The 26680-nt window shown below is 71.4% G+C and carries 26 protein-coding genes; 13 read left to right on the forward strand and 13 right to left on the reverse strand.

Annotated elements, in window-relative coordinates; genetic code table 11:
• Positions 1-7: 7 nt before the first annotated feature.
• The 11 genes from AB5J73_RS21550 to AB5J73_RS21600 all read right to left on the reverse strand — a co-directional run bounded on the left by AB5J73_RS21550 (position 8) and on the right by AB5J73_RS21600 (position 11254).
• Positions 8-1072 (reverse strand): hypothetical protein, encoded by a 1065-nt coding sequence (locus tag AB5J73_RS21550; protein WP_370971625.1) that lies wholly within the window; start codon positions 1070-1072, stop codon positions 8-10.
• Positions 1069-1572, reverse strand: a complete 504-nt coding sequence (locus AB5J73_RS21555; RefSeq protein WP_370971627.1) for a hypothetical protein — start codon at positions 1570-1572, stop codon at positions 1069-1071. The genes AB5J73_RS21550 and AB5J73_RS21555 overlap by 4 nt, the downstream gene beginning before the upstream one ends.
• A complete protein-coding gene (locus tag AB5J73_RS21560) occupies positions 1560-2756 on the reverse strand; it encodes an MCE family protein (protein WP_370971629.1) in 1197 nt (398 codons plus the stop codon). Before AB5J73_RS21560 ends, AB5J73_RS21555 begins: the two co-directional genes overlap by 13 nt.
• The gene (locus tag AB5J73_RS21565; protein ID WP_370971631.1) at positions 2756-3817 is read right to left on the reverse strand and encodes an MCE family protein; all 1062 of its coding nucleotides are present in this window, start codon (positions 3815-3817) and stop codon (positions 2756-2758) included. Before AB5J73_RS21565 ends, AB5J73_RS21560 begins: the two co-directional genes overlap by 1 nt.
• Complete coding sequence (locus AB5J73_RS21570; protein WP_370971633.1) at positions 3814-4848, reverse strand: MCE family protein; 1035 nt, start codon at positions 4846-4848, stop codon at positions 3814-3816. Before AB5J73_RS21570 ends, AB5J73_RS21565 begins: the two co-directional genes overlap by 4 nt.
• Entirely contained in the window at positions 4845-5837 is a 993-nt protein-coding gene (locus AB5J73_RS21575) for an MCE family protein (protein WP_370971635.1), read from the reverse strand. The genes AB5J73_RS21570 and AB5J73_RS21575 overlap by 4 nt, the downstream gene beginning before the upstream one ends.
• Positions 5834-6838 carry an MCE family protein gene (locus tag AB5J73_RS21580; protein WP_370971636.1) on the reverse strand — a complete coding sequence of 335 codons (1005 nt, stop codon included), beginning with the start codon at positions 6836-6838 and terminating at the stop codon, positions 5834-5836. The genes AB5J73_RS21575 and AB5J73_RS21580 overlap by 4 nt, the downstream gene beginning before the upstream one ends.
• Positions 6835-8109, reverse strand: coding sequence for an MCE family protein (locus tag AB5J73_RS21585; RefSeq protein WP_370971638.1), 1275 nt, complete (start codon positions 8107-8109; stop codon positions 6835-6837). The genes AB5J73_RS21580 and AB5J73_RS21585 overlap by 4 nt, the downstream gene beginning before the upstream one ends.
• A complete protein-coding gene (locus tag AB5J73_RS21590) occupies positions 8106-8957 on the reverse strand; it encodes an MlaE family ABC transporter permease (RefSeq protein ID WP_370971640.1) in 852 nt (283 codons plus the stop codon). Before AB5J73_RS21590 ends, AB5J73_RS21585 begins: the two co-directional genes overlap by 4 nt.
• 2 nt (positions 8958-8959) lie before the next feature.
• Complete coding sequence (locus AB5J73_RS21595; protein WP_086860376.1) at positions 8960-9754, reverse strand: ABC transporter permease; 795 nt, start codon at positions 9752-9754, stop codon at positions 8960-8962.
• Positions 9755-10258: 504 nt separating this feature from the next.
• Positions 10259-11254, reverse strand: a complete 996-nt coding sequence (locus tag AB5J73_RS21600; protein ID WP_370971642.1) for an LLM class flavin-dependent oxidoreductase — start codon at positions 11252-11254, stop codon at positions 10259-10261.
• A gap of 45 nt (positions 11255-11299) precedes the next feature.
• Between AB5J73_RS21600 and AB5J73_RS21605 the strand changes: the two genes are divergently transcribed.
• A complete protein-coding gene (locus AB5J73_RS21605) occupies positions 11300-11440 on the forward strand; it encodes a hypothetical protein (protein ID WP_370971644.1) in 141 nt (46 codons plus the stop codon).
• Positions 11416-15180, forward strand: coding sequence for a hypothetical protein (locus AB5J73_RS21610; protein WP_370971646.1), 3765 nt, complete (start codon positions 11416-11418; stop codon positions 15178-15180). Before AB5J73_RS21605 ends, AB5J73_RS21610 begins: the two co-directional genes overlap by 25 nt.
• 179 nt (positions 15181-15359) lie before the next feature.
• On the opposite strand, the gene AB5J73_RS21615 is transcribed toward AB5J73_RS21610, so the two are convergent.
• Positions 15360-15758: a nuclear transport factor 2 family protein gene (locus AB5J73_RS21615; protein WP_370971648.1), complete on the reverse strand. Its 399-nt coding sequence runs from the start codon at positions 15756-15758 to the stop codon at positions 15360-15362.
• 78 nt (positions 15759-15836) lie between these two features.
• Here AB5J73_RS21615 and AB5J73_RS21620 point away from each other — a divergent pair, with 78 nt between their 5' ends.
• The gene (locus AB5J73_RS21620) at positions 15837-16277 is read left to right on the forward strand and encodes a MarR family winged helix-turn-helix transcriptional regulator (RefSeq protein WP_370971650.1); all 441 of its coding nucleotides are present in this window, start codon (positions 15837-15839) and stop codon (positions 16275-16277) included.
• Between the two features lie 76 nt (positions 16278-16353).
• Here AB5J73_RS21620 and AB5J73_RS21625 read toward each other — a convergent pair whose 3' ends face one another.
• Positions 16354-18468, reverse strand: coding sequence for an AAA family ATPase (locus AB5J73_RS21625; protein WP_370971652.1), 2115 nt, complete (start codon positions 18466-18468; stop codon positions 16354-16356).
• 123 nt (positions 18469-18591) lie between these two features.
• Here AB5J73_RS21625 and rsmD point away from each other — a divergent pair, with 123 nt between their 5' ends.
• From rsmD to AB5J73_RS21675, 10 genes are all read left to right on the forward strand, one after another.
• Positions 18592-19152, forward strand: coding sequence for a 16S rRNA (guanine(966)-N(2))-methyltransferase RsmD (gene rsmD / locus AB5J73_RS21630; RefSeq protein ID WP_370971654.1), 561 nt, complete (start codon positions 18592-18594; stop codon positions 19150-19152).
• Positions 19153-19195: 43 nt separating this feature from the next.
• Positions 19196-19681 (forward strand): pantetheine-phosphate adenylyltransferase, encoded by a 486-nt coding sequence (gene coaD / locus AB5J73_RS21635; RefSeq protein ID WP_370971656.1) that lies wholly within the window; start codon positions 19196-19198, stop codon positions 19679-19681.
• Positions 19682-19822: 141 nt separating this feature from the next.
• Positions 19823-20524: a ribonuclease domain-containing protein gene (locus AB5J73_RS21640; protein ID WP_370971658.1), complete on the forward strand. Its 702-nt coding sequence runs from the start codon at positions 19823-19825 to the stop codon at positions 20522-20524.
• A 118-nt stretch (positions 20525-20642) separates the two neighbouring features.
• Complete coding sequence (locus AB5J73_RS21645; protein ID WP_370971660.1) at positions 20643-21371, forward strand: DivIVA domain-containing protein; 729 nt, start codon at positions 20643-20645, stop codon at positions 21369-21371.
• A gap of 220 nt (positions 21372-21591) precedes the next feature.
• Entirely contained in the window at positions 21592-22185 is a 594-nt protein-coding gene (locus AB5J73_RS21650; RefSeq protein ID WP_370971662.1) for a DUF177 domain-containing protein, read from the forward strand.
• Between the two features lie 80 nt (positions 22186-22265).
• Positions 22266-22448 carry a 50S ribosomal protein L32 gene (rpmF, locus tag AB5J73_RS21655; RefSeq protein WP_091289156.1) on the forward strand — a complete coding sequence of 61 codons (183 nt, stop codon included), beginning with the start codon at positions 22266-22268 and terminating at the stop codon, positions 22446-22448.
• A 13-nt stretch (positions 22449-22461) separates the two neighbouring features.
• Positions 22462-23211, forward strand: a complete 750-nt coding sequence (rnc, locus tag AB5J73_RS21660) for a ribonuclease III (protein ID WP_370971664.1) — start codon at positions 22462-22464, stop codon at positions 23209-23211.
• A gap of 89 nt (positions 23212-23300) precedes the next feature.
• Positions 23301-24656: a chondroitinase-B domain-containing protein gene (locus tag AB5J73_RS21665; RefSeq protein WP_370971666.1), complete on the forward strand. Its 1356-nt coding sequence runs from the start codon at positions 23301-23303 to the stop codon at positions 24654-24656.
• A 43-nt stretch (positions 24657-24699) separates the two neighbouring features.
• A complete protein-coding gene (mutM, locus tag AB5J73_RS21670) occupies positions 24700-25557 on the forward strand; it encodes a bifunctional DNA-formamidopyrimidine glycosylase/DNA-(apurinic or apyrimidinic site) lyase (RefSeq protein WP_370971668.1) in 858 nt (285 codons plus the stop codon).
• A gap of 59 nt (positions 25558-25616) precedes the next feature.
• Positions 25617-26051: a helix-turn-helix domain-containing protein gene (locus AB5J73_RS21675; protein WP_370971670.1), complete on the forward strand. Its 435-nt coding sequence runs from the start codon at positions 25617-25619 to the stop codon at positions 26049-26051.
• Positions 26052-26680: the final 629 nt, after the last annotated feature.

Genomic DNA, 26680 nt, shown 5'->3' on the forward strand with positions numbered 1-26680 from the left:
CGGTGTTTCAGCGCGGTTCGAGTGCGGTGATGACCCAGGTGCCATTGCTGCGTTCGGCGGTCACGGAAAGCTGCGCCGCGGCGTTGTCTGTCGCATTGTTGTCGGCCCGTACGGCTGATTGATCGAGAAAGACGAGTAACCGCGCGTGATTGTCCCTGAGTTCTTGGACGGCGATCGCCGAAACGCGCGAAGTGAGGACGAGTTTCTGCTCGGGCGCTTTCTGCCTGACCTGGGCGAAGAGCTTGTCGTACGAATCCTTGGCCGCCCCGCGCAGTACCGCGGCGGCCGCCTTTTCGGTGACATCGGTCCGGTCGTAGGAATAGGAGAAGATCCGGTTCACGGCGAGGGTGATCGCGGAGGTGACCTCGGCGGTCGCCCCGACATCGGTGAGCGCGAGGTTCCCGGCGGCGGAGGTCTCGGCGGCGGAGTGGGCTTCGACGGTGAACCAGGCACCGGCCCCGGTGAGGACGATGGCGGCGGCGAGGAGGAGGGCGGGGAGCCGGAGCCAGACCGGGCGGGGTTCGGCGGGGGTGGGCTCGGCCTCGGGTTCACCCTCGGTCGCGGCTTCGGACTCGGCCGCGGGGGCGCCCGGCTCGGTGGGCTCGGCCTCGCCGAGTTCCGGCTCGGCCGCTGAGGCACCAGGCTCGCTGCCGGTCGCGGAGGTGGGTGCGACCAGCCGCTCGGCTTCGAGCCCGCCGGTCTCCGGCTCGGCCTCGGCGGTCGGCTCGCTTGTGGTGGGTGCGACCTGCTCGTCGGTGGCCGGGCCACTGAGCCCGCGTGCGCTGCCCGAGGCCTCGGCGGCTGGCTCGCTCGTGGTGGCGGCGGGTGCGACCTGCTCCTCGGCCACCGAGCCACCGACTTCACCTGCGCCGCCGGTGGCGGCGGGCGGCGCGGCCGCGGTGCGGGCGCTCGTCTCGAACCCAGGCGCCGGAGTCGCGGTCTCGTGTACCTCGCCAGGTCCGGCTGGCTCGCTCGTGGTGGCGGCGGGTGCGACCTGCTCCTCGGCCACCGAGCCACCGACTTCACCTGCACCGGTGCGCTCCACCTCGTCCACCGTCTTCGCGCGGTTCATCGGGTCCCCACCGCCAGCTGGTCGAGCGCGCTCAGCTTCCACCCGTCCGGGGTCCTCGCCAACGCCGCCGCGAAGCGGTTGCGCTTCACCGCCGGCGCCACTCCCTGCTTCGCCATCGTGATCTCCACCGAGGCCAGCAGCTTCGCCGTCCCCGCGTGCTCGTCCAGCTCGCTCAGCGCCGCGTCCAGAACCCGTCCCGTCGACACCGTCGAGTTCGCCGCCAGCGCCTGCTTCGTGCGCGCGTCCGTGCGGGCCAGCTGGTCGTGCAGCGGGCCCGTCGACGCCGACAGCCACCGGCCCAGTCCGCCTTCGACGTCGTGGTAGTCGAGGCTGTTGAGCTCCGCCACCAGCGTCCGGCCGCTCGCGAGTGCCTCGTCCCGCGCGGCTCCGTACGTCACCGCCGGTTCGTGGGCCGCCGCGTACCAGGACCAGCCCGACCAGCCCGCGAAGACCGCCGCGGCCAGGGTGAGCGCGGCCGCTCCCAGTTTCAGCGCAGCCACAGCATCTCCTCCAGGCTCGTCTTCGTCGCCTGCGTGCCGATCGTCAGCGGGCCCACCGGCACCGCGTCCGGGACCGGCGGGTGCGGTGCGTTCTGCGTGCCGCGCACCGAGCTCTCGTTCCCGTACGGCAGCGTGCACGCCGCGTCGGTGTTCAGCGGCAGCGGCGACAGGTCCGTGCTCGGCCGGTGCGGTGTGTCCTCGTACCCCTGCAGGCACGAAGGCGGGTTGTTGAAGTTCAGCACCAGGCCCATCCGCAGCTCGTGGCGGTCGTCGTCGATAGCCGAGCCGACCGCCGCCACCGCGCGGGGGACGTTCGCCAGCAGCGTCTCCTCCGCCGCCGTGCGGGTGCCGAACACCCGCGCCGTCGTCAGCAGGTTGGCCAGCACGATCGGCAGGCCGGGGTCGTTCTCCTTCAGCAGCGAGGAAAGCTCGGTCGCCGCCGGGGGTGCGGTCGCGATCAGGCGCCGCAGGTCGCCGTCGGACTTGGCCAGCTGCTGGGCGAACACGCGGGCGTTGCCGCTGAACGAGCGCCACTCCGCCGACGAGTCGACCTGGGTGCGCAGCACGGTCGCGCCGTCGCCGATCAGCCTCGACGTCTGCGGCAGGTGCGCGCTCGCCTGCTGGGTGAACTCCGTCGCCGAGTCCATCAGCGTCTGCAGGTCCGGGCCCGCGCCGCGCAGGGCGTCGTCGAGCTCGTCCACCACCGTGCGCAGGTCCTGCGTCGGCACCGACGCCGTGAACGAGTCCAGGTCGGTCAGCAGGCTGTTCACCGGCAGCGGCAGCGTGGTCGACTCGCGCTGGATGACCGAGTCCCCGGTCAGGTACGGTCCGCCCGCCGTGCGCGGCTGCAGGTCGACGTACTGCTCGCCGACCGCCGACCGGTTCGCCACCACCGCGCGGGAGTCCGCCGGGATGGGCGGGGCACCGTCGTCGATCAGCAGGTCGGCTTCGGTCCCGGTGAGGGTGAGCCGCAGCTCGCCGACGCGGCCGACGGCGACGCCGCGGTAGGTCACCTCGCCGTTGGTGAACAGCCCGCCGCCTTCGGCCAGCTCGAGCTTGACCGTGTAGCTGCCGGAGCCGAACAGCCGGCCGAGCCCGGCGTAGTTCGCGCCGACGAACGCCGTCGTGGCCAGTGCGATCACGATGAACAGGACGACCTGGATCCGCACCCTGCGCGTGAGCATCACTGACCTCCCGAGGGGATCGGGAGCGGCGGCAAGCCCGGCGGCACGCCCTCGCCGGGCGGGGGCAGCGGCACGCCGGCTGCCGGGAGCGTCGAGACGAAGGCGTTGATGTAGTCGCCCTTCACCGCCGGCAGCACGGAGTCCGGGAACGGGAACGTCGGCAGCAGCTGCAGCGACTGCGGCAGGTCTTCGCCGGCCTTGGCCAGCTGCCCCAGGATCGGCGCGAGCGCCCGCAGGTCCGCGACCAGGTCGTCCCGGCTGCGGTCGACGACGTCGGTGGCCACGGTCGAGAGCCGGTCGAGCGCCTGCAGCATCGACACGAGCTGGGTGCGCTGGTCGGTGAGCGCCTGCAGGCCCGGTGTCAGGTCGGTCAGCGCACCGGAGACCTGGCTGTGGCGGTTCGCGAGCGTCGCCGACAGCCGGTTCATGCCGTCGAGGGCTTCGGTGATGTCCGAGCGGTGCGCGTCCAGGTCGGTCATCAGGGTGTTCACCCCGGACAGGAACGAGCGGATCTGCTCCTCGTTGCCGTCCATCACCTTCGACAGCTCGCGGTTGATGGTCTGCAGCTGCCCGATGCCGCCGCCGTTGAGCAGCAGCGAAAGGGCGCCGAAGATCTCTTCGAACTCGGGGTTGCGGTTGGTGCGGTCCACGGTGATCGTGGCCTTGTCCGCCAGCCGCGCGACCCCGGGACCGGACGGCGAACCGTCCGGGGCGGCCAGCTCGACGAACTTCTCGCCGAGCAGGCTGGACTGGCGCAGCCGCGCGATCGCGTTGGCGGGCAGCACGACGTCGCCGTTGACCTCCAGCACGGTTTCGGCCGTCCAGCCGTCGCCGCCGAGCCGGATCTCGCGCACCCGCCCGACCGGGACGTCGCCGACCTTCACCGCGGCCTGCGGCACCAGGTCGAGCACGTCGGCGAACTGCACGGTCACCGAGTACGGGTGGTCGCCGACGTCGGCGCCGCCGGGCAGCGGCAGGTCGTAGACGCCCTTGAACTCGCCCGAAGAGCAGCCCGCGAGCAGCAGGCAGCCGACGGCCGCGGTGGCGAGGATCCGTTTCACCGCCCGCCCCCGTTCGTGTAGACGTCGCCGGTGACCGGCAGCGGCAGCGGCTCGAGGTAGTAGTCGAGGTTTTCGCGGCCCCGCAGCCGCCCGGTGGCCGGGTCGACCGCGTTGAGCACGTTCGTCACCGCCAGCGGGACGGCGTCGATCGTGCCGGCCAGCGAAGCGCGCTGCTCGACGAGCGTCCGGGTGGTCGTCACCAGGTTGTCCACAGTGGACTTGAGAGCGCCGCGGTTGTCCCGGATGAACGCCTGGACGTCGGCGAGCGCGCGGCCGAGGCCGTCGAGGGCCCGCGCCAGCTCGCCGCGGTTGGCGGCCAGCGTGCCCGAGATCTGCGAGAGCTGCTGGTTCACGCTGCCGACCTGCTGGTCGTTGGTGGCCAGCATGGTGGTGAACCGCTGGAGCTCGTCGACCGTGCCGAACAGGTCGCCCGAGTTCCCGGCCAGTGTCCGCGCCAGCTGCGCGAAGTTGCGCACGCTGTCGTTGAACGCGCGGCCGTTGCCCTGCAGGTTCTGCGCGCCGGTCGTGAGCAGGTCCGACAGCGCGCCCTGGGAGTTGGCGCCGTCCGGGCCCAGCGCCTTGGACAGCGTGTCGAGGCTGGCGTAGAGCTGGTCCAGTTCCACCGGGGTCGCGGTGCGCCGCACCGGGATCGACGCGCCGTCCGGCAGCCGCGGCCCGCCGCGGGCCGGCTTGGCGAACTGGACGTACCGGTCGGCGACGACGCTGGGCGCGATCACCAGGACCGTGGTGTCCTCGGCGATGCCGACCGAGCCGTCGACCGTCATGTCCACCTGCACCTGGTCGCCGCGCGGGGTGACCGCGTCGACCTGCCCGATCCGGACGCCGAGCACCCGGGCGTCGGAGCCGGCGTAGACGCCGACCGCGCGGGTGAAGAAGGCGGTGACGTGGTGCTGCCCGCTGCCGGAGAACACCCACCACAGCGCCGCCGTGGCGACCAGGGCGAGCAGCACGGCCGCGGCGATGAACCGGCTGGTCAGGACCCCGGCGCGGGTGGTGGTCAGCGCGCTCACTTCGTCCCTCCCGGGTTCTTCGGCACGGTGCACGGGTTGTGGTTCTCGGGGATCAGCCCGCAGAGGTAGGCGTCGATCCAGCGGCCGTTGCCGGTCGTGTTGGTGACCACCCGGAAGTACGGCCCGGCCAGCTGCAGGCCCTTGGTCAGGTTGTCGTTCTGCCGCTCGAGCAGGTCGGTCACCTGGTTCAGCGCCTGCAGCGCCGGCTTGAGCTCGGCGGCGTTGTCCCGCACCAGCCCGCTGAGCTGCTCGGCCAGCCGCGCCGAGCCGGTGAGCAGGTCGTGGATCGCGTCGCGGCGCCGGTTGAGCTCGGTGAGCAAGAGGTTCCCGTCGTCGATGAGCTTCTCGAAGTCGTCGTTCGAGTTCGCCAGCGTCGTGGTCAGCTGCCGCGCGTTCGCGAGGAGTTCGGCGATCTGGCTGTCCCGGCTCGACACCGTCTGCGACAGCTGCGACAGCCCGTCGAGCGCGCTGCGGACGTGCTCGGGGGAGTTGCGGAAGGTGTCCGACAGCGTGGTGAAGCTGTTCGCGAGCTGCTTGGTGTCGATGGCCCCGACGGTGTCCGCGAGGCCGTTGAACGCGTCGGTGACGTCGTAGGGCGTGACCGTCCGGGTCCGCGGGATCGGCAGGTCCGGGTCCTGGACGCCGTCGCCGGTCGGGTTCAGCGCGAGGAACTTGCGGCCCAGCAACGTCTTGATCTTGATCTCGGCCGAGGTGCGGTCGCCGATCCAGGCGTTCTTGACCCGGAAGGTGACGAGGACGTGGTCGTCGGCGAGCGCGACGTCCCGGACCTCGCCGACCTTGATGCCGGCGACCCGGACCTCGTCGTCGGCCTGCAGGCCGGCCGCCTCGGAGAACTCGGCCTCGTAGGTCGTGCCGCCGCCGACGATCGGCAGGTTGTCGTAGTTGAACGTGACGGTCAGCAGCGCGGCCAGCGCGACGCTGCCGACGGCACCCAGGACGAGGGGGTTGCGTTCCTTGAAGGACTTCACGAGTCACACCTCGGCGTGGGGACGATGACGCCGCGCGGGGGCGTGGTTTCCAGGACCCCGCGGCAGAGGAAGAAGTTCATCCACGAGCCGTAGGAGGACACCCGGCCGATCTCGGTGAACTTCACCGGGAGGTTGGTCAGGAAGCTGTCCACATCGGACTGGTTCTGGACCAGGCCGCCGGCGAGGCCCCGCAGCCCGGCGATGCTGTCCTTCAGCGGCGGCCGGGCCTGCTCGAACAGCCCGGCGGTGGACTGCGTGAGGTCGCCGATGCCGCTGATCGCGTCCCCGATCGCGGCGCGGTCGCCGGCCAGGCCGGACACCAGCTGCCGCAGGGTGGACACGAGGTCCGCCAGCGCGTCGCCCTTGCCGTTGACCGTCTTCAGCACCGAGTTGAGGTTCCCGATCACCTCGCCGATCACCTTGTCGCGCCCGGCGAGGGTGGTGGTCAGCGAACCGGTGTGGGCGAGCAGGCTTTCGACGGTACCGCCTTCGCCCTGCAGCACCTGGACGATCTCGCCGGACAGCTCGTTGACGTCGTTCGGCGACAGCGCCTGGAACAGCGGCTTGAAGCCGTTGAACAGGTCGGTGAGGTCCAGCGCGGGAGTCGTGCGCTCCAGCGGGATCTCCCCGCCCTCTGGCAGCTGCTCCCGGGTCCCGGTGCTCCCGCGCTCCAGCGCGATGTAGCGCTGGCCGACCATGTTGCGGTACTTGATGACCGCCTTCACGTCGGCGGGCAGCCGCCGCCCCTGGTCGAGGGAGAACGCGACGAGCGCCCGGTTGTGGTCGGCGATGTCGAGGGACTCGACCTGGCCGACGCGGACGCCGGAGATGCGCACGTCGTCGCCGACGTTCAGCGAAGTCGCGTCGAGGAACTTCGCGGTGTAGCCCTCGGTGGCGCCGACGCCGGTGTTCGTGATGGACACGGCCAGCAGCGTCGTCGCGAGCGCCGTGACGGCGATGAAGATCAGGCTCTTGATCAGCGGGGAGGCGATGTTCCTCACTTGAGCTTCACCTCCGTGCCGCGGTAGAGCGGTCCGACCAGCACGCTGCTCCACGCCGGGACGTCGGCGGCGGGCACCCCGATCGAGGGCGCGACCAGGGTGGCCAGCAGCTGCTGCTCCTGCGGCGAGTTGGCGACGCCGAGGTCGCCCTGCCCGCCGGTCAGCAGCGGGTGCCCGGTGGTGCCGGGCGCCGCGGCGGCGGTGCCGATCGTCGGGACCACGCCGGAGGGGTAGCAGCGGGGCTCGCCGCCGGCGGTGTAGCGCGGGTCGTCCTTGCCGGGCAGGTACTTCCCGCTGTCGGCGGTGACGGCGACGTCGGCGTGCAGGCCCGGCTCACCGGTGCCGGCGCCGAGCACCTGGTCCATGGATTTCCTCAGTGCGTTCAGCGAAGCGAGGGTGCAGGCGAAGCTGGGGGAGTACTTCGCGGCGACCTCCAGCGGCGCGCGGCTGTCGGCGGCCAGCGAGATGAGGTTGTCGCGGTTGTTCGCCAGGAAGGCCGTGACCTCCTGCGAAGACGACGTCACCTGCTGGTAGACCCCGGCCAGCTCGCTCTGCTTCTCCTTGACGGTGTCGAGCGTGACGGCGGAGGCGGTGAGCGCGTCCAGGAGGTCGGGCGCGATGTCGCCGTAGAGGTTCGAGACGGTCGCGAGGTCGCGGATGTCCGACGTCAGCTGCGGGAGGTCGGGGTTGAAGTTCTTCAGGTACGCGTCCGCGGTGCCGATCGTCTGCCCGAGCTGCTCGCCGCGGCCCTCCAGCGCCGTCGACACCGCGGTCAGCGTGGTCGCGAGCTTCTGCGGCTGGACGGCCTGGAGCACCGGCAGCAGGTTGTCGAAGACGCGTTCCAGCTCGATCGCGTTCGCCGAGCGGTCCTGCTCGATCGTGTCACCGGCGGCCAGGTGCGGGGCGCGGGCGCCGTCCGGGATGGACAGCTGGACGTACCGCTCGCCGAACAGCGTCTTCGGCACCAGCAGCGCGGAAACGTTGCGCGGCAGCATGTCCACCTTGCCGGGCTCGAGGGCAAGCGCTATCTCGGCGCCCTGCGGCGTCGCGCGGACGTCGCGGATCTCCCCGACGAGCACCCCGCGGGCCTTGACCTGCCCGCCCGCGGACAGCTGGTTGCCGATGCGGCTCGTCTTGAGCGTCACCGGGACGGTGCTGACGAAGTCCTTGTCGTACACCTTGATGGAGAGCGTGACGAGCACGCCCAGCACCACCAGGAACAGCACGCCCGCGGTGCGGATCCCGGCCTTGCGGCGGGTGTCCCGTCTCATCCGGCCACCTGCACGGTCGTCGTCGCGCCCCAGATGGCCAGGGACAGGAAGAAGTCGAGCACGCTGATCGCGACGATCGCGGTGCGGACCGCGCGGCCCACGGCGACGCCGACGCCGGCCGGGCCGCCGCTCGCGCGGAAGCCGTAGTAGCAGTGCGCCAGCACCACGACGACGCTGAACACCAGCACCTTCCCGAACGACCACAGGACGTCGCCGGGCGGGAGGAACAGCAGGAAGTAGTGGTCGTAGGTGCCCGCGGACTGGCCGAAGAACCACACGGTGATCTGCCGCGAGGCGAGGTAGCTCGACAGCAGCCCGATGGCGTAGAGCGGGATGACGGCGAGGAAGCCGGCGATCACCCGGGTCGTCACCAGGTACGGGACGCTCGGGATGCCCATGACCTCGAGCGCGTCGATCTCCTCGGAGATCCGCATCGCGCCGAGCTGCGCGGTGAACCCGCAGCCGACGGTGGCGGACAGCGCGAGGCCGGATACCAGCGGCGCGATCTCGCGGGTGTTGAAGTAGGCGGAGACGAACCCGGCGAACGCCGACGTCCCGACCTGGTTGAGCGCGGAGTAGCCCTGCAGGCCGACGACCGTGCCGGTGGCGACGGTCATCCCGATCATCACGCCGATCGTGCCGCCGATGACGGCCAGCGCCCCGCTGCCGAAGCTGACTTCGGCGAGCAGGCGCACGATCTCGCGCAGGTAGCGGTGGATCGCCCGCGGGATCCAGGCGATCGCGCGGAGGAAGAAGAGGATCTGGTCGCCGAGGGTGTCGAGGAAGCCGAACCGGCGGTCGACGGCTTCGCGCACACGCGCTGACCTCGGGAGGTCCGTGGTCGTCACGATCAGCTCCCCTTGGGCGGCACGAGTTGCAGGTAAACGGTGGTGAGCACCAGGTTCAGCACGAACAGCAGCAGGAACGTGATGACCACCGACTGGTTCACGGCGTCGCCGACGCCCTTCGGCCCGCCCTTGGGGTTCAGCCCCCGGTAGGCGGCGACCACACCGGCGACGAAACCGAAGATCAGGGCCTTGATCTCGCTGATCCACAGGTCGGGCAGCTGGGCGAGCGCGGAGAAGCTCGCCAGGTACGCGCCCGGGGTCCCGTGCTGCATGATCACGTTGAAGAAGTAGCCGCCGAGCACGCCGACGACGCTGACCATGCCGTTGAGGAAGATCGCGACCCCCATCGCGGCGAGCACCCGCGGCACGATCAGCCGCTGCACGGGCGAGACGCCGAGGACCTCCATGGCGTCGATCTCTTCGCGGATGGTCCGGGAGCCGAGATCGGCGCACATCGCGCTGCCGCCCGCGCCGGCGATGAGCAGCGCGGTGACGATCGGGCTGGCCTGCTGGATGATCGCGAGCACGCTCGCCGCGCCGGTGAACGACTGCGCGCCGATCTGCGTGGTCAGCGACCCGATGTGCAGCGCGATCACCGCGCCGAACGGGATGGAGACCAGCGCCGTCGGCAGGATCGAGACGCTCGCGATGAACCAGAACTGCTGGACCAGCTCACGCACCTGGAACGGGCGGCGGAACGTCAGCCGGACGACGTCCAGCCCCAGCCCGTAGAGCCGTCCGGTCTGCCGCAGCGCGGCGGCCCCGGGGAACGACGCCGTCGTCGTCCGTTCGGCCATTCGTGTGCCTCCCCAGCGGTTTCGGCGGCACGCCGAATACACCCGAGGTGAGCAAAGGGAAATGGTCCGAACGGGGTAACAATTGTCGGCCATTCACGGTCTCGGGGGACACCGTGCCGTTTCCTACTGGTCGGTACGCTAACGACGGCCCTGCTGGGAGACAAGAACTTGAGCAGGATCACGCGGTCACGGGCTGGTAACCGCGCATTTCTTGTCCGCGGCTGACAAACGGACCCGATCTTGTTGTCAGCGGAGGAAAAGAAATTCGCCGTCCGGGCCGATGGGCGGGGGAGGATCTGCACGGTCGTGACCATTCCCGCTCACCGGAACGGCGGGGTGGACGGGTGTGCGGGGGAGGGTAGGCCGGGCGGTCCCGCACGTCCAGAGTTGCGCCACCGGGTGCCGCGCGCTCGGCTCGGGCCTGGGGCGGTTGCGGAGGTCGCGAATGACTCATTCGGGACGTTGGTGGTCCCCAATGAGTCATTCGCGACCCCCTGGCCCCCGTCAGGACTTGAGGCCGGCCACCAGCTCGTAGGACCGGACGCGGTCCGCGTGGCCGTGCACCATCGTCGTGATCATCAGCTCGTCCGCGCCGGTGTCGGCCAGCAGCTGCTCGAAGCCCTTCTGGACCGTCTCCGGCGAGCCGATGATGCTCGAGCCGAACCGGTCGGCCAGGAACGCCCGGTCGATCTCGGTGTACGGGTACTCCGCGGCTTCCTCCGGTGTCGGCAGCGCGATCGGCCGCCCGCGGCGCAGACTCAGGAACGTCAGGCCCGACGGTCCGGCCAGGAACTGCGCGCGCTCGTCCGTCTCCGCCGCGACCACCGACACCCCGAGCATCACGTACGGCTCGGACAGCACCGGAGAAGGCTGGAAGTTCTCCCGGTACAGCTGAACAGCCGGGATCGTGTTCTCGGCCGCGAAGTGGTGGGCGAAGGAGAACGGCAGCCCCAGCCGGCCGGCGAGCTGGGCGCTGAAGCCGCTGGACCCCAGCAGCCACACCGGCGGCTGGTTGCCCTCCGCGACCACCGCGTTGACGCCGCGGGCCTCCGAATGGGTGAAGTAGCCGATCAGCTCCTGCAGGTGCTCCGGGAAGTTGTCCGCCGACAGCCCGCCGGGGCCGCGCAGGGCGAGCGCCGTGCGCTGGTCGGTGCCCGGGGCGCGGCCGATGCCGAGGTCGATGCGGCCCGGGTGGAACGCCTCCAGCGTGCCGAACTGCTCGGCGACCACCAGGGGCGCGTGGTTGGGCAGCATCACGCCGCCCGAGCCGACGCGGATGCGCTCGGTGGCGTCGGCGACGTGGCCGATCAGCACCGACGTCGCCGAGCTGGCGATGCCGGGCATGTTGTGGTGCTCGGCCAGCCAGTAGCGGTGGTAGCCCAGCCGTTCCGCGGCGCGGGCGAGGTCCAGGGTGTTGCGCAGCGTCTCGCCGACGGTGTTCCCCTCCGACACGGGGGACAGGTCGAGCACGGACAGCGGCACGTCAGGCAGTGAGCTCACAACCGGGGTCAACGCCCCGGTGCCCGCATTGCTTCCCGGCCGGCGGTGACGATCTTCACGCCGTTCGCGCGGATCGGCCACGAAGCGGACCGCAATGGCGATACGGTGTCCGAACCGGAAAAAGAGAAACTGGAGGACGGGTGCCGCGTCCGGAGCGACCCTTGGATCCCGGGGACGATCTGCTGACCGAATTCGCCGCCGATCTCCGGCGTTTGCGCGAGAGCGCCGGGAACCCCACTTATCGCGAGCTCGGCCGGCGCGCGCACTACTCGGCCGGCACGCTGTCCGAAGCCGCCGGCGGGCGGAAACTCCCCAGCCTGGCGGTGACTCTGGCCTACGTCCGGGCCTGCGGCGGGGTACCCGGCGAATGGGAAGAGCGGTGGCACGCCGTCGCCGAAGAGTCCCGTCGCGACGGTGCCGATTCACCGCCCGAGCCCGAATCCGGGGAAATTCCGCCTTACGTCGGCCTGTCCGCATTCACCTCAGCTGATGCCCGGCGATTCTTCGGCCGGGACAAGCTGATCGAAAAGCTCGTCGCGCGGCTCGCGAGACAACGTTTTCTCGCCGTCCTCGGCGCGTCCGGGTCGGGCAAGTCTTCGCTGCTGCGGGCCGGCCTGCTGCCCGCGGTCAAGGGCCCGGTGGTGCTGCTCACCCCGGGGGCCCGGCCGCTGCAGGAGTGCGCGGTCAAGTTCGCCGCCGCGCTCGGCGTTCCGGCCGGCGCGCTGCTCGACGACTTCACCGCGCACCCGCGCAACCTCGGGCTCGCCGCCCGCCAGCTGACCGACGACGGCGCCGAGGACGTCGTGCTGGTCGTCGACCAGTTCGAAGAGGTCTTCACGCTCTGCCAGGACGACGGGGAGCGCACCCGCTTCCTCGACGCGCTGGTCGCCGCCACCGCCGACCCGGACAGCCGGACGCGGGTGGTGCTCGGCATCCGCACCGACTTCTACACCCACTGCGCGCGGCACGCGGTGCTCGCCGAGGCGATGCAGGACGCCCAGGTCCTGGTCGGCCCGATGACCACCGAGGAGCTCCGGCAGGCGATCTCCCGGCCCGCCGTCGACACCGGCCACCGCGTCGAGAACGCACTGGTCTCCCGGCTGGTCGCGGACGCCACCGGCCAGCCCGGTGTGCTGCCGCTGCTTTCCCACGCGCTGCTGGAGACGTGGCGGCGGCGCCGCGGCACCACGCTCACCCTCGCCGGCTACGAGTCCACCGGCGGCATCGAGCGGGCCATCGCGCAGACGTCCGAAGGCACCTTCGGGAAGTTCTCGGGCCGCCAGCAGCGGCTGGCCCGGCAGATCTTCCTCCGGATGACCGCGCTCGGCGAAGGCACCGAAGACACCAAGCGCCGGATCAGCCGCGCCGAGCTCGACACCGACGACGAAGACACCGCCGTGGTGCTCGGCGAGCTGGCCTCGGCCCGGCTGGTCGCCCTCGACGACACCGGCATCGAGATCGCCCACGAAGCCCTCATCCGCGGCTGGCCGCGGCTGCGCGAGTGGCTCACCCAGGACCGCGAAGGCCTGCGCGTCCACCGGCAGCTCACCGAGGCGACCGACGCCTGGGAGTCGGTCGACGAAGACCCCGGCTGGCTCTACCGCGGCACCCGGCTGGCCGTCGCGCGGGAGTGGGCCGCGCGCCAGGACTCCGCGCTGTCCCAGCGGGAACGGCGGTTCCTCGACGCGAGCCTCGCCGTCGAGCACGCCGAGCAGGAGCGCGACCGCCGCCGCACCCGCCGGCTCCGGCAGCTGGTCGCGCTGCTCGCGGTGCTGCTGGTCTTCGCGGTGGGCGCCACCGTCTACGCCGTGCGCGCCGAGTCGACGGCCACCGACCAGCGCAACAACGCGCTCGCGCAGAAGGTGGCGGGCCAGGCGCTGGCGATGCGCGCCACCAACCCCGCGCTGGCCGCGCAGCTCGCGCTCGCCGCGTACCGCCTCGACCCCGGCGCCGACGAGCGCAGCAGCGTCCTCGGCATGTTCGCGACGCCGTACTCGACCCGGATCACCGGGCACACCGGCCGGGTCAACACCGTCGCCCTGCGCCCGGACGGCAAGGTCATGGCCACCGCCAGCTGGGACGGCACCGCGCGGCTGTGGGACACCGGCGACCCGCACCACCCGGTGCCGCTGGGCACTCTCGCCGGGCACACCGGCAACGTCAACAACGTCGCGTTCGCCGCCGACGGCCGGACCGTGGCCACCGCGGGCTTCGACGGCACCGTCCGCGTCTGGGACGTCTCCGACCCGGCCCGCCCGGGCCCCGGCGAAGTCGTCGAGAAGCACGAAGGCAAGGCCTACGCCGTCGCCTTCAGCCCGGCCGGGTCGCTGCTGGCGACCGCCGACGTCACCGGCACGCTCCGGCTCTACGACACCACCGGCCCGGGCCGCCCGCGCCCGCTGGGCGAGCTGACCGGGCACACCTCCTACGTCAACAACCTCGCCTTCAGCGCCGACGGCAAGCTGCTCGCCTCCGCGTCGGCCGACAAGACCGCGCGGGTCTGGGACGTCGCTTCGCGCACGCAGCTCGGGGTCGCCGCCGGCCACACCGACGTCGTGCACTCGGTGGCGTTCAGCCCCGACGGGCGGACCCTCGCCACGGCGAGCCAGGACCAGACCGCGCGCCTGTGGGACGTCACCGACCCGGCCCGCCCGGCGCAGCTGGCGGCGCTCACCTCGCACAAGGCGACCGTGCGCTCGGTCGCGTTCACCACCGACGGGCGCACGCTCGCCACGACCGGCTTCGACCGCACGGCCCGGCTGTGGGACGTCACCGACCCGAAGCAGCCCCGCGAGCGGCTGTCCCTGCCCGGGCACATCGGCGCGGTCGGCTCCGCGGTGTTCACCCGCGACGGCCGCACCCTGGCCACGGCGAGCGACGACCAGACCGCCCGGCTCTGGGACCTGCCCGGTCCCGGCATCCCGGCGCACACGGCCCAGGCCTGTCACGTCGCCTTCGGGCCGGGCGGCGAGCTGCTCGCCACCGGCGGCTACGACGAGGCCGTCCGGCTGCGCGACCGCACCGACCCGGCCGCGCCCCGCCTGCTCGCCACGGTCGGCGGCTTCGGCAACGCGGTCTGCGGCGTCGCGATCAGCCCCGACGGCCGCACGCTGGCCACCGGCAGCTGGGACCACACGATGGCGGTGCGGGACATCACCGACCCGGCCCGCCCGGGGCCGCCGACGGTGTTCAACCGGTACCACGACGACATCGACGCGGTCGCCTTCAGCCCGGACGGCCGGCTCCTCGCCACCGCGGGCGACGGCCACACCGCGCGGCTGTGGGACCTCGCCGACCGCCTCCACCCGGTCGAGATCGCCAAGCTGTCGGGCCACGAAGACGACGTCCACACGCTCGCGTTCAGCCCCGACGGCCGGACCCTCGCCACCGCCGGCTGGGACCACACCGCGCGGCTCTGGGACGTCTCGGCGCCGCGGGCCCCGCGGGCGCTGGCGAAGCTGGAAGGGCACACCGACACGATCTTCTCGATCGCCTTCGCCCCCGACGGGAAGCGCGTCGCCACCGCGAGCGCCGACCGCACGGTCCGGCTCTGGGACGTCACGAGCCCCTCGCCCGTCTCGACCGTGCTGGCCGGGCACACGGACATCGTCATGTCGGTGTCCTTCAGCGGCGACGGCCGGACGCTCGCGTCCGGCAGCTACGACCGGTCGATCCGGCTGTGGGACGTCGCCACGGCTTCGCCGTACGCCGTCCTGCCCGAAGAACGGGATCGCGTCTACGCCGTGCAGTACGCCCCGGACGGGCACACGCTGGCGGGCGCGGGTGCGGACGGCACGGTACGGTTCTGGGAAACCGATCCTGACCGTGCGGCCGAACGAATTTGCGCGGTGACGGCGCCCCGGATCAGCGGATCCGAGTGGACGGCGAGCCTGCCGGGCCTCGACTACGCGCCGCCTTGCCCCTGACCGGCGCCCCCGAGTTGTTCGGCGTTGTTGTTCGGTGACGGCGCGCGGACACCGAACAACGCGGATCGGCTAGACATGCTCTCGGACGGCGACGTCCCAGAGACGTTCACTTCACCGGGGGTCTGAAGGGCTCCTTCAAGGGCACGGGAACCCCGCCTCCCGCCCCTCGAAGGGGCCCTTCAGCGTTCCTGGGTCCAGGCGAGCGCGACGGTCATCTCGCGGAACCGCCAGCCGTCCGGCGTCCGCGCGGCGGCGCAGGTCACCCGCAGGCCGCTGCTGCGGTGCGGCGGTTCGCCGTCGCGGAAGAAGTGGACGAGCTGGTTGGCCGTGGCCTTCGCGTGGTCGCCGCCGAGCTCGACCAGCACGTCGCCGTGCACGTGCTGGGTGCGGACCCCGGCGACTTCGCTCTTCTCGAGGAAGGCGATCACCTCGCCGAGGCCGTGCATCTCCCCGCGCGGGGAGCGCGCCACGACGTCGGGGTGGTAAACGTCGCCGGCGTCGCCGTGGCGGCACTCGTCGAGGAGGTTCGCCAGCCGGGCGAAGAGGTCGGCGATCTCGAGGCGGTCGGCAGTGGACATGACTTCTCCTTGAATGTTGGTGGAACCAACACTACCGGCGCGGTGTTGGTCTCACCAACACGATTAGAGTGGCCGCGCATGGACGAGATTCCCGAGCGCCTGACGGCGAAGCCGAGCTGGCTGATCACGCAGCTGGCCGTGCACGTCCGCCGGCTGGTGTCCGACGGGTTCGCCGCCGCGGGAGCGCGCGGCTACCACTACCGCCTGCTGGCCGCGCTGCGCGAGTTCGGGCCGTCGAGCCAGGCCGAGCTCGGCCGCCGCTGCCGCGTCGACCGCAGCGACGTCGTGGCGGCGGTCGGGCAGCTGGCGGAGCTGGGGTACGTCGAGCGCACGCCCGACCCGGACCACGGCCGCCGCAACCGGGTCACGCTCACCGAGTCCGGCCTGGGGCAGCTGCGGCGCATGGACGAGGTCTTGGACCGGGTGCAGGACGACCTGCTGGCCCCGCTGCCCGCCGAGGACCGGCGGACGTTGACGCGGTTGCTCAAGCAGGTCCTGGCCCACCACGAGCCGGGCTGAAACGTCATGAACGACTCGTTCCTGTCGTCTGGCGAGGTGAACGACCCGTTCATGACGTGCGGACGGCCCGTCTCGACTAGGCCGACGGCAGCCAGTCCGGGTTCGAGGCCAGCACCGTGAGCTGCTGCGTCGCCCGGGTCAGCGCCACGTAGAGGACCCGCCGCCCGGTCGTCGACTCGGTGACCAGGTCGATCGGCTCGACCAGCACCACGGCGTCGTACTCGAGGCCCTTCGAGTCGAGGCTGCCCACGACCTTCAGCCGCTCGTCCGCCTGCCCCGACAGCCAGCCCCCGACCTCCGGCACCCGGTCCATCGCCGTGATGACGCCGACGGTGCCCTCGACCGCGCCCAGCAGCTCCTTGACCGCCGCCTGCGTCGCGGCCGCCAGGCCGGTGGCCTCGACCGGGCGGACCTCCGGGACCACGCCCGTCTGCCGCACCGCGACCGGCAGTTCGCCGGCCTCCGCGTGCCCGGCCACCACCTTGGCCGCCAGGTCGAAGATCTCGGCCGAGTTCCGGTAGTTCGTGCGCAGCGTGAACCGCCGCCGGGTCGTCTTGACGCCGAACGCCTGGTCTCGCGCGGTCGCCGCCTCCGCCGGGTCCGGCCACGAGCTCTGCACCGGGTCGCCGACGACGGTCCAGCTCGCGTACTTGCCGCGCCGCCCGACCATCCGCCACTGCATCGGCGAAAGGTCCTGCGACTCGTCCACGACCACGTGCGAGTACTCGTCGTAGTGCTCGGGCCGCGTCGGCGCCCCGCCGGAGCGCTGCGGCTCCACCTCGATCACCTGGCGGCGCTTGCGCTTCGGCGGCGGCCCGATCAGCACGCGCAGCTCGTCCAGCAGCGCCACGTCCGCGATCGACCAGCCCCGCGACCGGTCCGCGAAGTCCTCGGCCAGCATCGAGATCTCGGCGCGGTTCAGGACGCCCTTCGCCGCCGCCGCCAGCCGCTTCTCCTCGCCCAGCCACTTGAGGATCTGCGCCGGGTAGAGCACCGGCCACCACACGACCAGGAACCGGTGGAAGTCGATCCGCTCGCCCAGGTCGGTGATCAGCTCGGCCCGGTCGAACTGCTTGCCGTCGGCCTTCGCGTACTCCTCGGCCTTCGCCGCCAGCGCGTCCAGCAGCAGCTCGGCCGCGCGGATCCGCGACCGGTTCGGCGGCGCGCCCTGCGTGTGGGCCTTGCGGCGCACCTTCTCCAGCTCGCGCGCGTTCAGCTTCAGGACCTCGCCGCGGTAGACGATCCGCATCTCCTCGGGCGCCTCGGGCGGGGTGTCCCGCAGCGCCCGCAGCAGCACCTTGCGGATCCGCAGCGACCCCTTGACCGCCGCCAGGGGCGCCGCGTCCTGCCGCGTCGCCTCCAGGCCGTCGAGGACCTCGCCGAGCGCGCGCAGCTCGACGTTCGTCTCCCCCATCGAGGGGAGGACGCGCGAGATGTAGCTGGTGAACACCCCGGACGGCCCGATCACGAGCACGCCCGCCCCGCCGAGCTGGCGGCGGTGGCGGTAGAGCAGGTAGGCCGCGCGGTGCAGCGCGACGGCGGTCTTGCCGGTGCCCGGCCCGCCGGTGATCTCGGTGACGCCGCGCCACGGCGCCCGGATGACCTCGTCCTGCTCCTTCTGGATGGTCGCGACGATGTCGCGCATCTTCTCGCCGCGCGAGCGCCCCAGCGCCGCCATCAGCGCGCCTTCGCCGACGATCTGCATGCCCTCGGGCACGGCGTCGGCGATCAGGACGTCGTCGTCGACGTCGAGGACGTTCTGGCCGGAGCAGCGGATCACGCGCCGCCGCACGACGTCCATCGGCTCCTCGGCCGTGGCCTGGTAGAACGCGGCCGCGGCCGGCGCGCGCCAGTCCGTGACGAGGTTGTCGAACTCGGCGTCGCGGATGCCGAGCCGCCCGACGTAGGTGCGTTCCCCGTCACGGTCGTCGAGCCGTCCGAAGACGAGCCCTTCGTACTCGGCGTCGAGCGTCTGGAGCGTCTGGTTGGCGTGGTAGACCATCATGTCGCGCTCGAACAGCATCGACGCCTGCTCGAAGATCGCCTCGCGCTGCGCGCCCTGGCCGATTTCGTAGCCCTTGGTGCGCATCGCCTCGGCTTGGGTGCGCAGTTCGTCCAGACGGGTGTACACGCGATCGACGTGGGCTTGTTCGATGGCGATCTCGGCCCGTCTGACCCGAGGTTCCGACACGCATGGCTCCTTGACAGCTCTGGATCGCCTCCGAGGGCGAAGAACGACTCTACGCGTTGGGTTCCGCCGGCACACCGATGTCCCGGCCATCAGTGCCCCGTGTCATGCCCGCACAATCGGGGGGTGACCAGGATCGTGGCCGGAACGGCCGGCGGACGGCGGCTCAAGGTGCCGCCGAAGGGCACCCGGCCGACGTCGGAACGCGTGCGGGAAGCCCTGTTCAACGCACTGGAGACGGCGGGGGAGCTGGCCGGCGCCCGCGTCCTCGACCTCTACGCGGGGTCCGGCGCGCTCGGCCTCGAAGCGCTCTCCCGCGGGGCCTCGGACGCGCTGTTCGTGGAGTCCGACCGGCGCGCGGTGGAGGTGCTGCGCGGCAACGTCGCGGCGCTGGGCCTGGGCGGCTCCGTCCGGGCCGGGCAGGTCGAGGCGGTGGTCGCCGCGCCCGCGCCGTCGGCGTTCGACCTGGTGCTGGCCGACCCGCCCTACGCCGTGGACGCGGCGGCGCTCGGCTCGGTGCTGGCGGCGCTGGCCGCGGGCGGCTGGCTGGGCCCGGCGGCGCTCGTGGTGGTCGAGCGCGCGGCCCGCGACGGCGAGCCGGACTGGCCGGCGGGCTTCGAGCCCTCGCGCGCGAAGAAGTACGGGGACACGGCGGTCTTCTGGGCCGAATACACGCCTGTGGCGTGAGCCACGCGGCGGAAACCCGGTTCGGCACGGTAGCGTCCGCGCCATGCGGCGTGCGGTCTGTCCCGGTTCCTACGATCCGGCCACCAACGGGCACCTCGACATCATCGAGCGGGCGGCCCAGCTGTTCGACGAGGTCGTCGTCGCGGTGGGGGTGAACCGGTCGAAGAAGGGCTTGTTCGAGGTCCCCGAGCGGCTCGACATGCTCCGCGAGATCACCGCGAAACTGGGCAACGTGCGGGTCGATTCGTGGGAAGGCCTGCTGGTCGACTACTGCCGCGACAACGGCATCGCCGCGATCGCCAAGGGCCTGCGCTCGGTCAGCGACTTCGACTACGAGCTGCAGATGGCGCAGATGAACCGCGAGCTCACCGGCGTCGAGACGCTGCTGATGGCGAACAACCCGGCGTACGGGTTCGTGTCGAGCTCGCTGGTCAAGGAGGTCGCCGCGCTCGGCGGCGACATCGAGCACCTGGTGCCGCCGATCGTCTACGAGCGCCTCTCGGAGAAGTTCCCGAAGCTCGGGGGCTGACCCTCCACTCCGGACTTCCGCAACCCGGGACGTCCGGTTCCCGTCGTTCGGCCCCCTACGTTCGTCGGGACTTGCGGTCCGCGGTGGCGGAGTTCACGTTCCCGTCTTCTGACGATCACTCGATCGAGTTACGGTCCGAAAATGACCAACTACCGATCTCGCCTGGTCGCGGTCCTCTTCGCGCTCCTGGCCACGCTGTCCATGGGGGTCACCGCCGCCGAAGCGGTGACGAGTTCACCGGCCGTCGCGGCGCAGAACTCCTGCGGTGACCTCTCCGGCTTCACGCACACGGCGCTCTCGGCCCTGCCGGCCGAAGCGACGACGACGTACAACCTGATCCAGACCGACGGGCCGTTCCCGTACCCGCAGAACGACGGCGTCGTCTTCGACAACCGGGAAGGCATCCTCCCGTCCTGCGCGTCGGGCTACTACCACGAGTACACGGTGCCGACCCCGGGCTCGAGCACCCGCGGCACGCGCCGCATCGTGACCGGTTCGGGCGGCGAGTACTTCTACACGGGCGACCACTACGCGACGTTCCAGGTGATCGACGTCAGCGGCGGCGGCACCACCCACGCCTGCGGCGACCTGTCCGGCCTGGCGAAGATCGGCTACTCGCAGCTCTCGGCGGCGGCGCGCACGGTCGTGGACAACGCCCGGAACGGCACCTCGGCCGGCACGACGTACGAGAACCGCGAAGGCGTGCTCCCGGCTTGCGCGTCCGGCTACTACAAGCTGTTCGCGGTGGGCACGAACGACCGGGTGATCTCGGGCGGGGCGGGCGAGCTGGCCTACACCCCCGATCACTACGCCACGTTCAAGCGCATCGACCTGAACTCCTGATCTTCGCCACGGCGCCGGGCGGGTCCGCGGGGGAGGACACGCCCGGCGCCGTGCGCCTTCACCGGTTCGGCGCGGGCAACGGGCAGACTGGTCACAGCGACAGGGGATTGGAGTTGCCGTGTACCGGGTTTTCGAGGCGCTCGACGAGCTCGTCACCATCGTCGAGGAGGCGCGCGGCGTCCCGATGACGTCCAGCTGCGTGGTGCCCCGCGGCGACGTGCTCGAACTCCTCGACGACGTCCGCGACGCGCTGCCCGCGGAGGTCGACGACGCCCAGGACGTCCTCGACAAGCGCGACGACCTGATCCACGCCGCCCGCAAGGAAGCGGGCGAAGCGGTCGCGGGCGCGAACGCCGAGGCCGAGCGGGCCATCGCCGAAGCGACCGACGAAGCCGAGCGCATCCTGGCCGACGCGCGCGCCCGCGCCGAGCAGATGCTCGCCGACGCCCACGACCAGGCCGACCGCACGGTCGCGGCGGGCCAGGCCGAGTACCAGAACCTCACCGACCGCTCCCGCGCGGAGTCCGAGCGCATGATCCAGGCCGGCCGCGACGCCTACGACCGCGCCATCGAGGACGGCCGCGCGGAGCAGTCCAGGCTGGTGGCCCAGACGGAGGTCGTCCAGGCGGCGCACGCCGAGTCGGCCCGCATCGTCGACGAGGCCCACGCCGAGGCCGACCGCCAGCGCCAGGACTGCGACGCCTACGTCGACGGGAAGCTGGCGGAGTTCTCGGAGCTGCTGGCGACGACGCTGCGGACGGTCGACTCGGGCCGCAACCACCTGCGTTCCCCGGCGAACCTCCCGAGCAGCGGCGGCCGCCCCACGCTGTACGACTACCAGGTGTGACGCGCCTCTCGGCCGCTCGCTCCGCCGCCACCGCGGCCACCGCCGATGCCTCGCGTGCCCCTCGAGGCGGCCTGGGTGGCTACCCAAAGGTCGCGAATGACTCATTCGCGACCTCCAGCGCCCCGAATGAGTCATTCGCGACGTTCCGGTGAGGCTCGCCGGGCCAGCCCACGCCGTCCCGCCCCGAAAGCGGTGGCACCCGGTGCGTACTCTGGACTGGATGTCCGAGAACAAGACCCCCCAGCTCGACGACCGCAGCCCGTGGGTGATCGACACCCGTGAGCTCGGCCGTCACGCCGGCCTCAGCCGCGCCGTCAAGCGCAGCGTGCCGGTGGAGACGCCACTCGGCGTCCCCGACGTCATCACCATCGAGGCGGGCTCCGAGCTCGAACTCGACCTGCTGCTCGAGTCCGTCGTCGAAGGCGTCCTGGTCAGCGGCACCGCGACGGCCGTCGCGAAGGGCACCTGCGCCCGCTGCCTCGACCCGCTGACCGAAGAGGTCGAGGTCGACGTCCAGGAGCTGTTCGCCTACCCGGGGTCGGCCACGGAGGAGACCACCGAAGAGGACGAGATCCCCCGGCTGGTCGACGACCGGATCGACCTCGAGCCCATCGTCCGCGACGCGATCGTGCTGGCCCTGCCGCTGGCGCCGCTGTGCACCGAAGACTGCGCCGGGCTCTGCACCGACTGCGGTGTCAAGTGGGCCGATCTCGAGCCCGGACACGGGCATGAGAAGATAGACCCTCGGTGGGCCGCACTGGTCGAGCGCTTCGACGAGAACGCGGGCGAAAAGCCTGCGCAAGGGCCCAGCTGAGCAAGCCTGACGAGCGTCCAGCTCGTTGCGGAGGAAAGTTCGCTCGCACCGCGAGCAGACCGTCATAAGGAGATCTACTCGTGGCCGTCCCGAAGCGGAAGATGTCGCGATCCAACACGCGCTCCCGCCGCAGCCAGTGGAAGGCGGCTCCGGTGCAGCTGGTGCCCTGCTCCAACCGCGCCTGCAAGCAGCCGAAGCTCCAGCACATCGCGTGCCCCGCGTGCGGCCAGCACAACGGCCGCCAGGTCGTCGAGCCCGCCTGATCGGGTAGCCGACATGGGGGGCAAGACGCCCGGGGGACCACCAGCCGATCCGGCGCCGTTGCTCGAAGCGCTCGGGGTCACACTCGACCCCGAGCTGCTCGGGCTGTCGCTGACCCACCGCTCGTACGCGTACGAGAACGGCGGCCTGCCGCCCAACGAGCGGCTGGAGTTCCTCGGGGACGCCGTGCTCGGCCTGGTCGTCACCGATCACCTGTACAACACGCATCCCGATCTGCCAGAGGGCCAGCTCGCGAAGCTCCGCGCCAGCGTCGTCAACATGCACGCGCTGGCCCGGGTCGCGCGCGGGCTCGGTGAAGGCGGGCTCGGGGCGCACCTGCTGCTGGGCAAGGGCGAAGAGCTCACCGGCGGCCGGGACAAGGCGAGCATCCTCGCCGACGGCCTGGAGGCGGTGATCGGTGCGACGTACCTCGCGCACGGCATCGAGATCGCCCGCAAGCTCGTGCACCACCTCTTCGACGGGCTGCTCGCCGAAGCGCCGCTGCGCGGGGCCGGCCTCGACTGGAAGACGAGCCTGCAGGAGCTGACCGCGTCGGCCGGTCTCGGCGTGCCCGAGTACAAGGTCGAGGACACCGGGCCGGACCACCGCAAGGAGTTCACGGCCACGGTGCTGGTCGCCGCCCGCCCGCTGGGCGATGGCTCGGGGTCGACGAAGAAGGAAGCGGAGCAGAAGGCCGCCGAGACGGCTTGGCGTTCGCTGTCCGCCGAACTCGAAGCCCAGAAGAAGGACGACCCGGAGTCCTGATCACCGGGAACCTCCGTTGACGATTCCGCCCGCCACTCAGTAGCGTGATGATCATCCGCCGCGCTCGCAAAGACTGAGAGGTAGGGCGGATGCGTCTGTTCTTCGTTCCCCTGATCGCGGCGGCGCTCGTCGTCGTCCCCGGGCCGGCGGCGTCGGCCGCACCGATCCGGGTCACTTCGCTGTCGGCGCTGCAGTCCGCGCTGGACAAGGCGAATCCCGGCGACACGATCACGCTCGCCGACGGTTCCTACTCCGCGAGTTCGACGCTGTCGATCAAGCGGTCCGGCACGGCATCCGCGCCGGTGACCGTCGCCGCCGAGCACACCGGCCAGGCCACCATCACCGGCGCCAAGACGTTCGCCTTCGCGAGCGACGTCTCGAACGTGGTGCTGCGGGGGTTCAAGTTCCGGGGCGGCGCTTCGCTGACCGTCCCGGCCGGCGCGTCGAACAACCGCCTGACCCGCAACGACTTCCAGCTCACGACCGACGGCAACTGGGTGACGGTCAGCGGCGATGACACCGTCCTCGACCGCAACGTCTTCCAGAACCGCACCAGCCAGGGCGTGTTCCTGCAGATCCTCGGGCCGTCCGGCGGCATGGCGAAGCACGTCCACGTGCACCACAACTACTTCTACAACCACCAGTTCACCGGCTCGAACGGCGGCGAGTCGATCCGGCTGGGGCTCAGCGACCGCCAGTCGTACTCGGCGAACGCGCTGATCGAGAACAACCTCTTCGAGAAGGCGGACGGCGACAGCGAGGCCGTTTCGGTCAAGTCGTCCGACAACGTGGTGCGGTACAACACGATCCGCGACAGCAAGGGCTACATCGTGCTGCGCCACGGCAACCGCAGCGTCGTCGAGGGCAACCTGCTGTTCGGCTCGGGCATCCGGTTCCACGGCAACGACCACAAGATCGTGAACAACTACGTCGCGAACAGCGGTGACCGCGCGATCGTGTTCGGCTCCGGCGACGAAGCCGACAGCGGCCCGACGAGCAAGCTCCACGACCGACCCGATCGGGTGACGGTCGCGTACAACACGGTGCTGGGGTCGAACAGCGTGATCGACGGCGACGGCGGCGACTTCAAGCCGAAGGACTGCGTGGTCGCGGACAACATCGTGAAGGGGACCTCCGGCACGCTGGTGACGCTGCCGAGCGGGTCGACCGTGAAGTACGAGGGCAACATCACCTCCGGCGGCACCGCGGGCATCCCGTCCCGGTCGGTCGACCCGAAGCTGGTGAAGGACGCGGCCGGGCTGTACCGGCTGGCCGCCGGGAGCCCGGCGATCGACGCCGGGGTGGGTTCGTACCCGTCCGCCGCGAAGGACTTCGACCTTCAGGCCCGCGCCGGCGCGTACGACGTCGGCGCCGACGAGTACTTCGCTTCGGGCACGACCCGGGTGCCGCTGACGAAGGCGGACGTCGGGCCCACCGCGCCGTAGCGCCGTTGCGAAAACTGTCGTACCCGGCGGGCACAATGGCGGTATGCCCGAACTCCCCGAGGTCGAAGTCGTCCGCGTGGGCCTGCAGGTGCACGTGGCGGGCCGGACCATCCGCGAGGCGGAGGTCCTCCACCCGCGCGCCATCCGACGGCACGCGCTGGGCGCGGAGGACTTCACACGGCGGCTCAGCGGCACCCGCGTCGAGGCGGCGCGACGCCGCGGCAAGTACCTGTGGCTCGAGCTGTCGGACAAGGAGGCGCTGCTGGCGCACCTCGGGATGAGCGGGCAGATGCTCGTCCAGCCCGAGGGCGCGCCGGACGAGAAGCACCTGCGGGTCCGCCTGCGCTTCGACGACGACGGGCCGGAGCTGCGCTTCGTCGACCAGCGGACGTTCGGCGGCCTGGCCCTCGACGACCTCAACGACGTGCTGCTCCCGGACACGATCGCGCACATCGCCCGCGACCCGATGGACCCGGAGTTCGACCTCGACGCGGCGGTGCGCGCGCTGAAGTCCCGGCGCACCGAGGTCAAGCGGGCCCTGCTCGACCAGACCCTGGTGTCGGGCATCGGCAACATCTACGCGGACGAGGCCCTGTGGCGCGCCCGCCTCCACTGGGCCCGCCCGACCGAGAAGCTGACGACGGCGAAGGTGCGCGAGCTGCTGTCGGCGGCCTCGGACGTGATGAACGCGGCACTGGGCGCGGGCGGCACGTCGTTCGACGCGCTGTACGTGAACGTGAACGGGCAGTCCGGCTACTTCGACCGGTCCCTGGACGCGTACGGCCAGGAAGGCCTCCCGTGCCACCGCTGCGGCACGGCGATCCGGCGGGAGCCGTTCATGAACCGGTCGTCGTTCTCCTGCCCGCGGTGCCAGCCGAGGCCCCGGGCCAAACTTGCGTAGATAAATGGTGTTTGCCTTTCAGCTAAGATGAATACGCCTGGCAGCTGAGGGAGTGCATCGTGGTCAAGGAGCCCGGAAAGTCGACGCTGGCCGACAAGATCGACCGGCTGTTCCACGTGGTCCGCAGACCCGATCGGGAGCCGTACAGCAATGAAGAGGTCGCGAAGGCCTGCCGCGAGGCAACGGGCGAAAGCTTTTCGACGACGTACCTGTGGCAGCTGCGCACGGGCCGCCGCGACAACCCGACCAAGCGCCACCTCGAAGCACTCGCCAGGTTCTTCGGAGTGCCTCCGGCATACTTCTTCGACGACGAGCAGAGCAAGAAGATCGCCGAGGAGCTGGCCCTGCTGGGCGCCCTGCGCGACGCGGGCGTCCGCGACCTGGCCCTGCGCGCGGTCACCCTCTCGGCCGACGGTCTCGACACGATCAGCGACATGATCGACGCGATCGCCCGAAGGGAGGCCGGCCGCGGCGCCCCGAAGAAGGAGAGCTGAGGTGCCGGTCCCCGCTGTCCCGCCGAGCGGCACAGGTTTGTGGACGGGGAGTTCCACTGGGAGCCGGCGCTCGGCGCCGGGCGCTGCTCGGCTCGCGGGGTCATGCCGGCGAGGTCGCCTTCCGCGCGGGTTATTGCCGCGGCCGGGTGCCACTCCCCTCGTGGGGTTGAGCCGGCCAGGTCGCTTTCCGCTCGAAGCCTTGCGTCGGTCGCGGGCTGGCTCGCTCGTGGGGTTGAGCCGGCGAGGTCGCTTTCCGCTCGAAGCTTTGCGTCGGTCGTGGGCTGGCTCGCTCGTGGGGTTGAGCCGGCGAGGTCGCTTTCCGCTCGAAGCTTTGCGTCGGTCGTGGGCTGGCTCGCTCGTGGGGTTGAGCCGGCGAGGTCGCTTTCCGCTCGAAGCTTTGCGTCGGTCGTGGGCTGGCTCGCTCGTGGGGTTGAGCCGGCGAGGTCGCTTTCCGCTCGAAGCTTTGCGTCGGTCGTGGGCTGGCTCGCTCGTGGGGTTGAGCCGGCGAGGTCGCTTTCCGCTCGAAGCTTTGCGTCGGTCGTGGGCTGGCTCGCTCGTGGGGTTGAGCCGGCGAGGTCACGTTCCGCGCGGGGTCTTGCCGCGGCCGGGTGCCACTCCCCTCGTGGGGT

The sequence above is a fragment of the Amycolatopsis sp. cg9 genome (assembly GCF_041346945.1).
GTDB lineage: Bacteria > Actinomycetota > Actinomycetes > Mycobacteriales > Pseudonocardiaceae > Amycolatopsis.

Excerpts from the sequence above, each read along its gene's own strand:
- AB5J73_RS21550 (WP_370971625.1), bottom strand. The coding sequence starts at position 1,072 with ATGAACCGCGCGAAGACGGTGGACGAGGTGGAGCGCACCGGTGCAGGT.
- AB5J73_RS21560 (WP_370971629.1), bottom strand. The coding sequence starts at position 2,756 with ATGCTCACGCGCAGGGTGCGGATCCAGGTCGTCCTGTTCATCGTGATC.
- AB5J73_RS21585 (WP_370971638.1), bottom strand. The coding sequence starts at position 8,109 with ATGAGACGGGACACCCGCCGCAAGGCCGGGATCCGCACCGCGGGCGTG.
- AB5J73_RS21595 (WP_086860376.1), bottom strand. The coding sequence starts at position 9,754 with ATGGCCGAACGGACGACGACGGCGTCGTTCCCCGGGGCCGCCGCGCTG.
- AB5J73_RS21615 (WP_370971648.1), bottom strand. The coding sequence starts at position 15,758 with ATGTCCACTGCCGACCGCCTCGAGATCGCCGACCTCTTCGCCCGGCTG.
- AB5J73_RS21620 (WP_370971650.1), top strand. The coding sequence starts at position 15,837 with ATGGACGAGATTCCCGAGCGCCTGACGGCGAAGCCGAGCTGGCTGATC.
- coaD (WP_370971656.1), top strand. The coding sequence starts at position 19,196 with ATGCGGCGTGCGGTCTGTCCCGGTTCCTACGATCCGGCCACCAACGGG.
- AB5J73_RS21640 (WP_370971658.1), top strand. The coding sequence starts at position 19,823 with ATGACCAACTACCGATCTCGCCTGGTCGCGGTCCTCTTCGCGCTCCTG.
- AB5J73_RS21650 (WP_370971662.1), top strand. The coding sequence starts at position 21,592 with ATGTCCGAGAACAAGACCCCCCAGCTCGACGACCGCAGCCCGTGGGTG.
- rnc (WP_370971664.1), top strand. The coding sequence starts at position 22,462 with ATGGGGGGCAAGACGCCCGGGGGACCACCAGCCGATCCGGCGCCGTTG.
- AB5J73_RS21665 (WP_370971666.1), top strand. The coding sequence starts at position 23,301 with ATGCGTCTGTTCTTCGTTCCCCTGATCGCGGCGGCGCTCGTCGTCGTC.
- mutM (WP_370971668.1), top strand. The coding sequence starts at position 24,700 with ATGCCCGAACTCCCCGAGGTCGAAGTCGTCCGCGTGGGCCTGCAGGTG.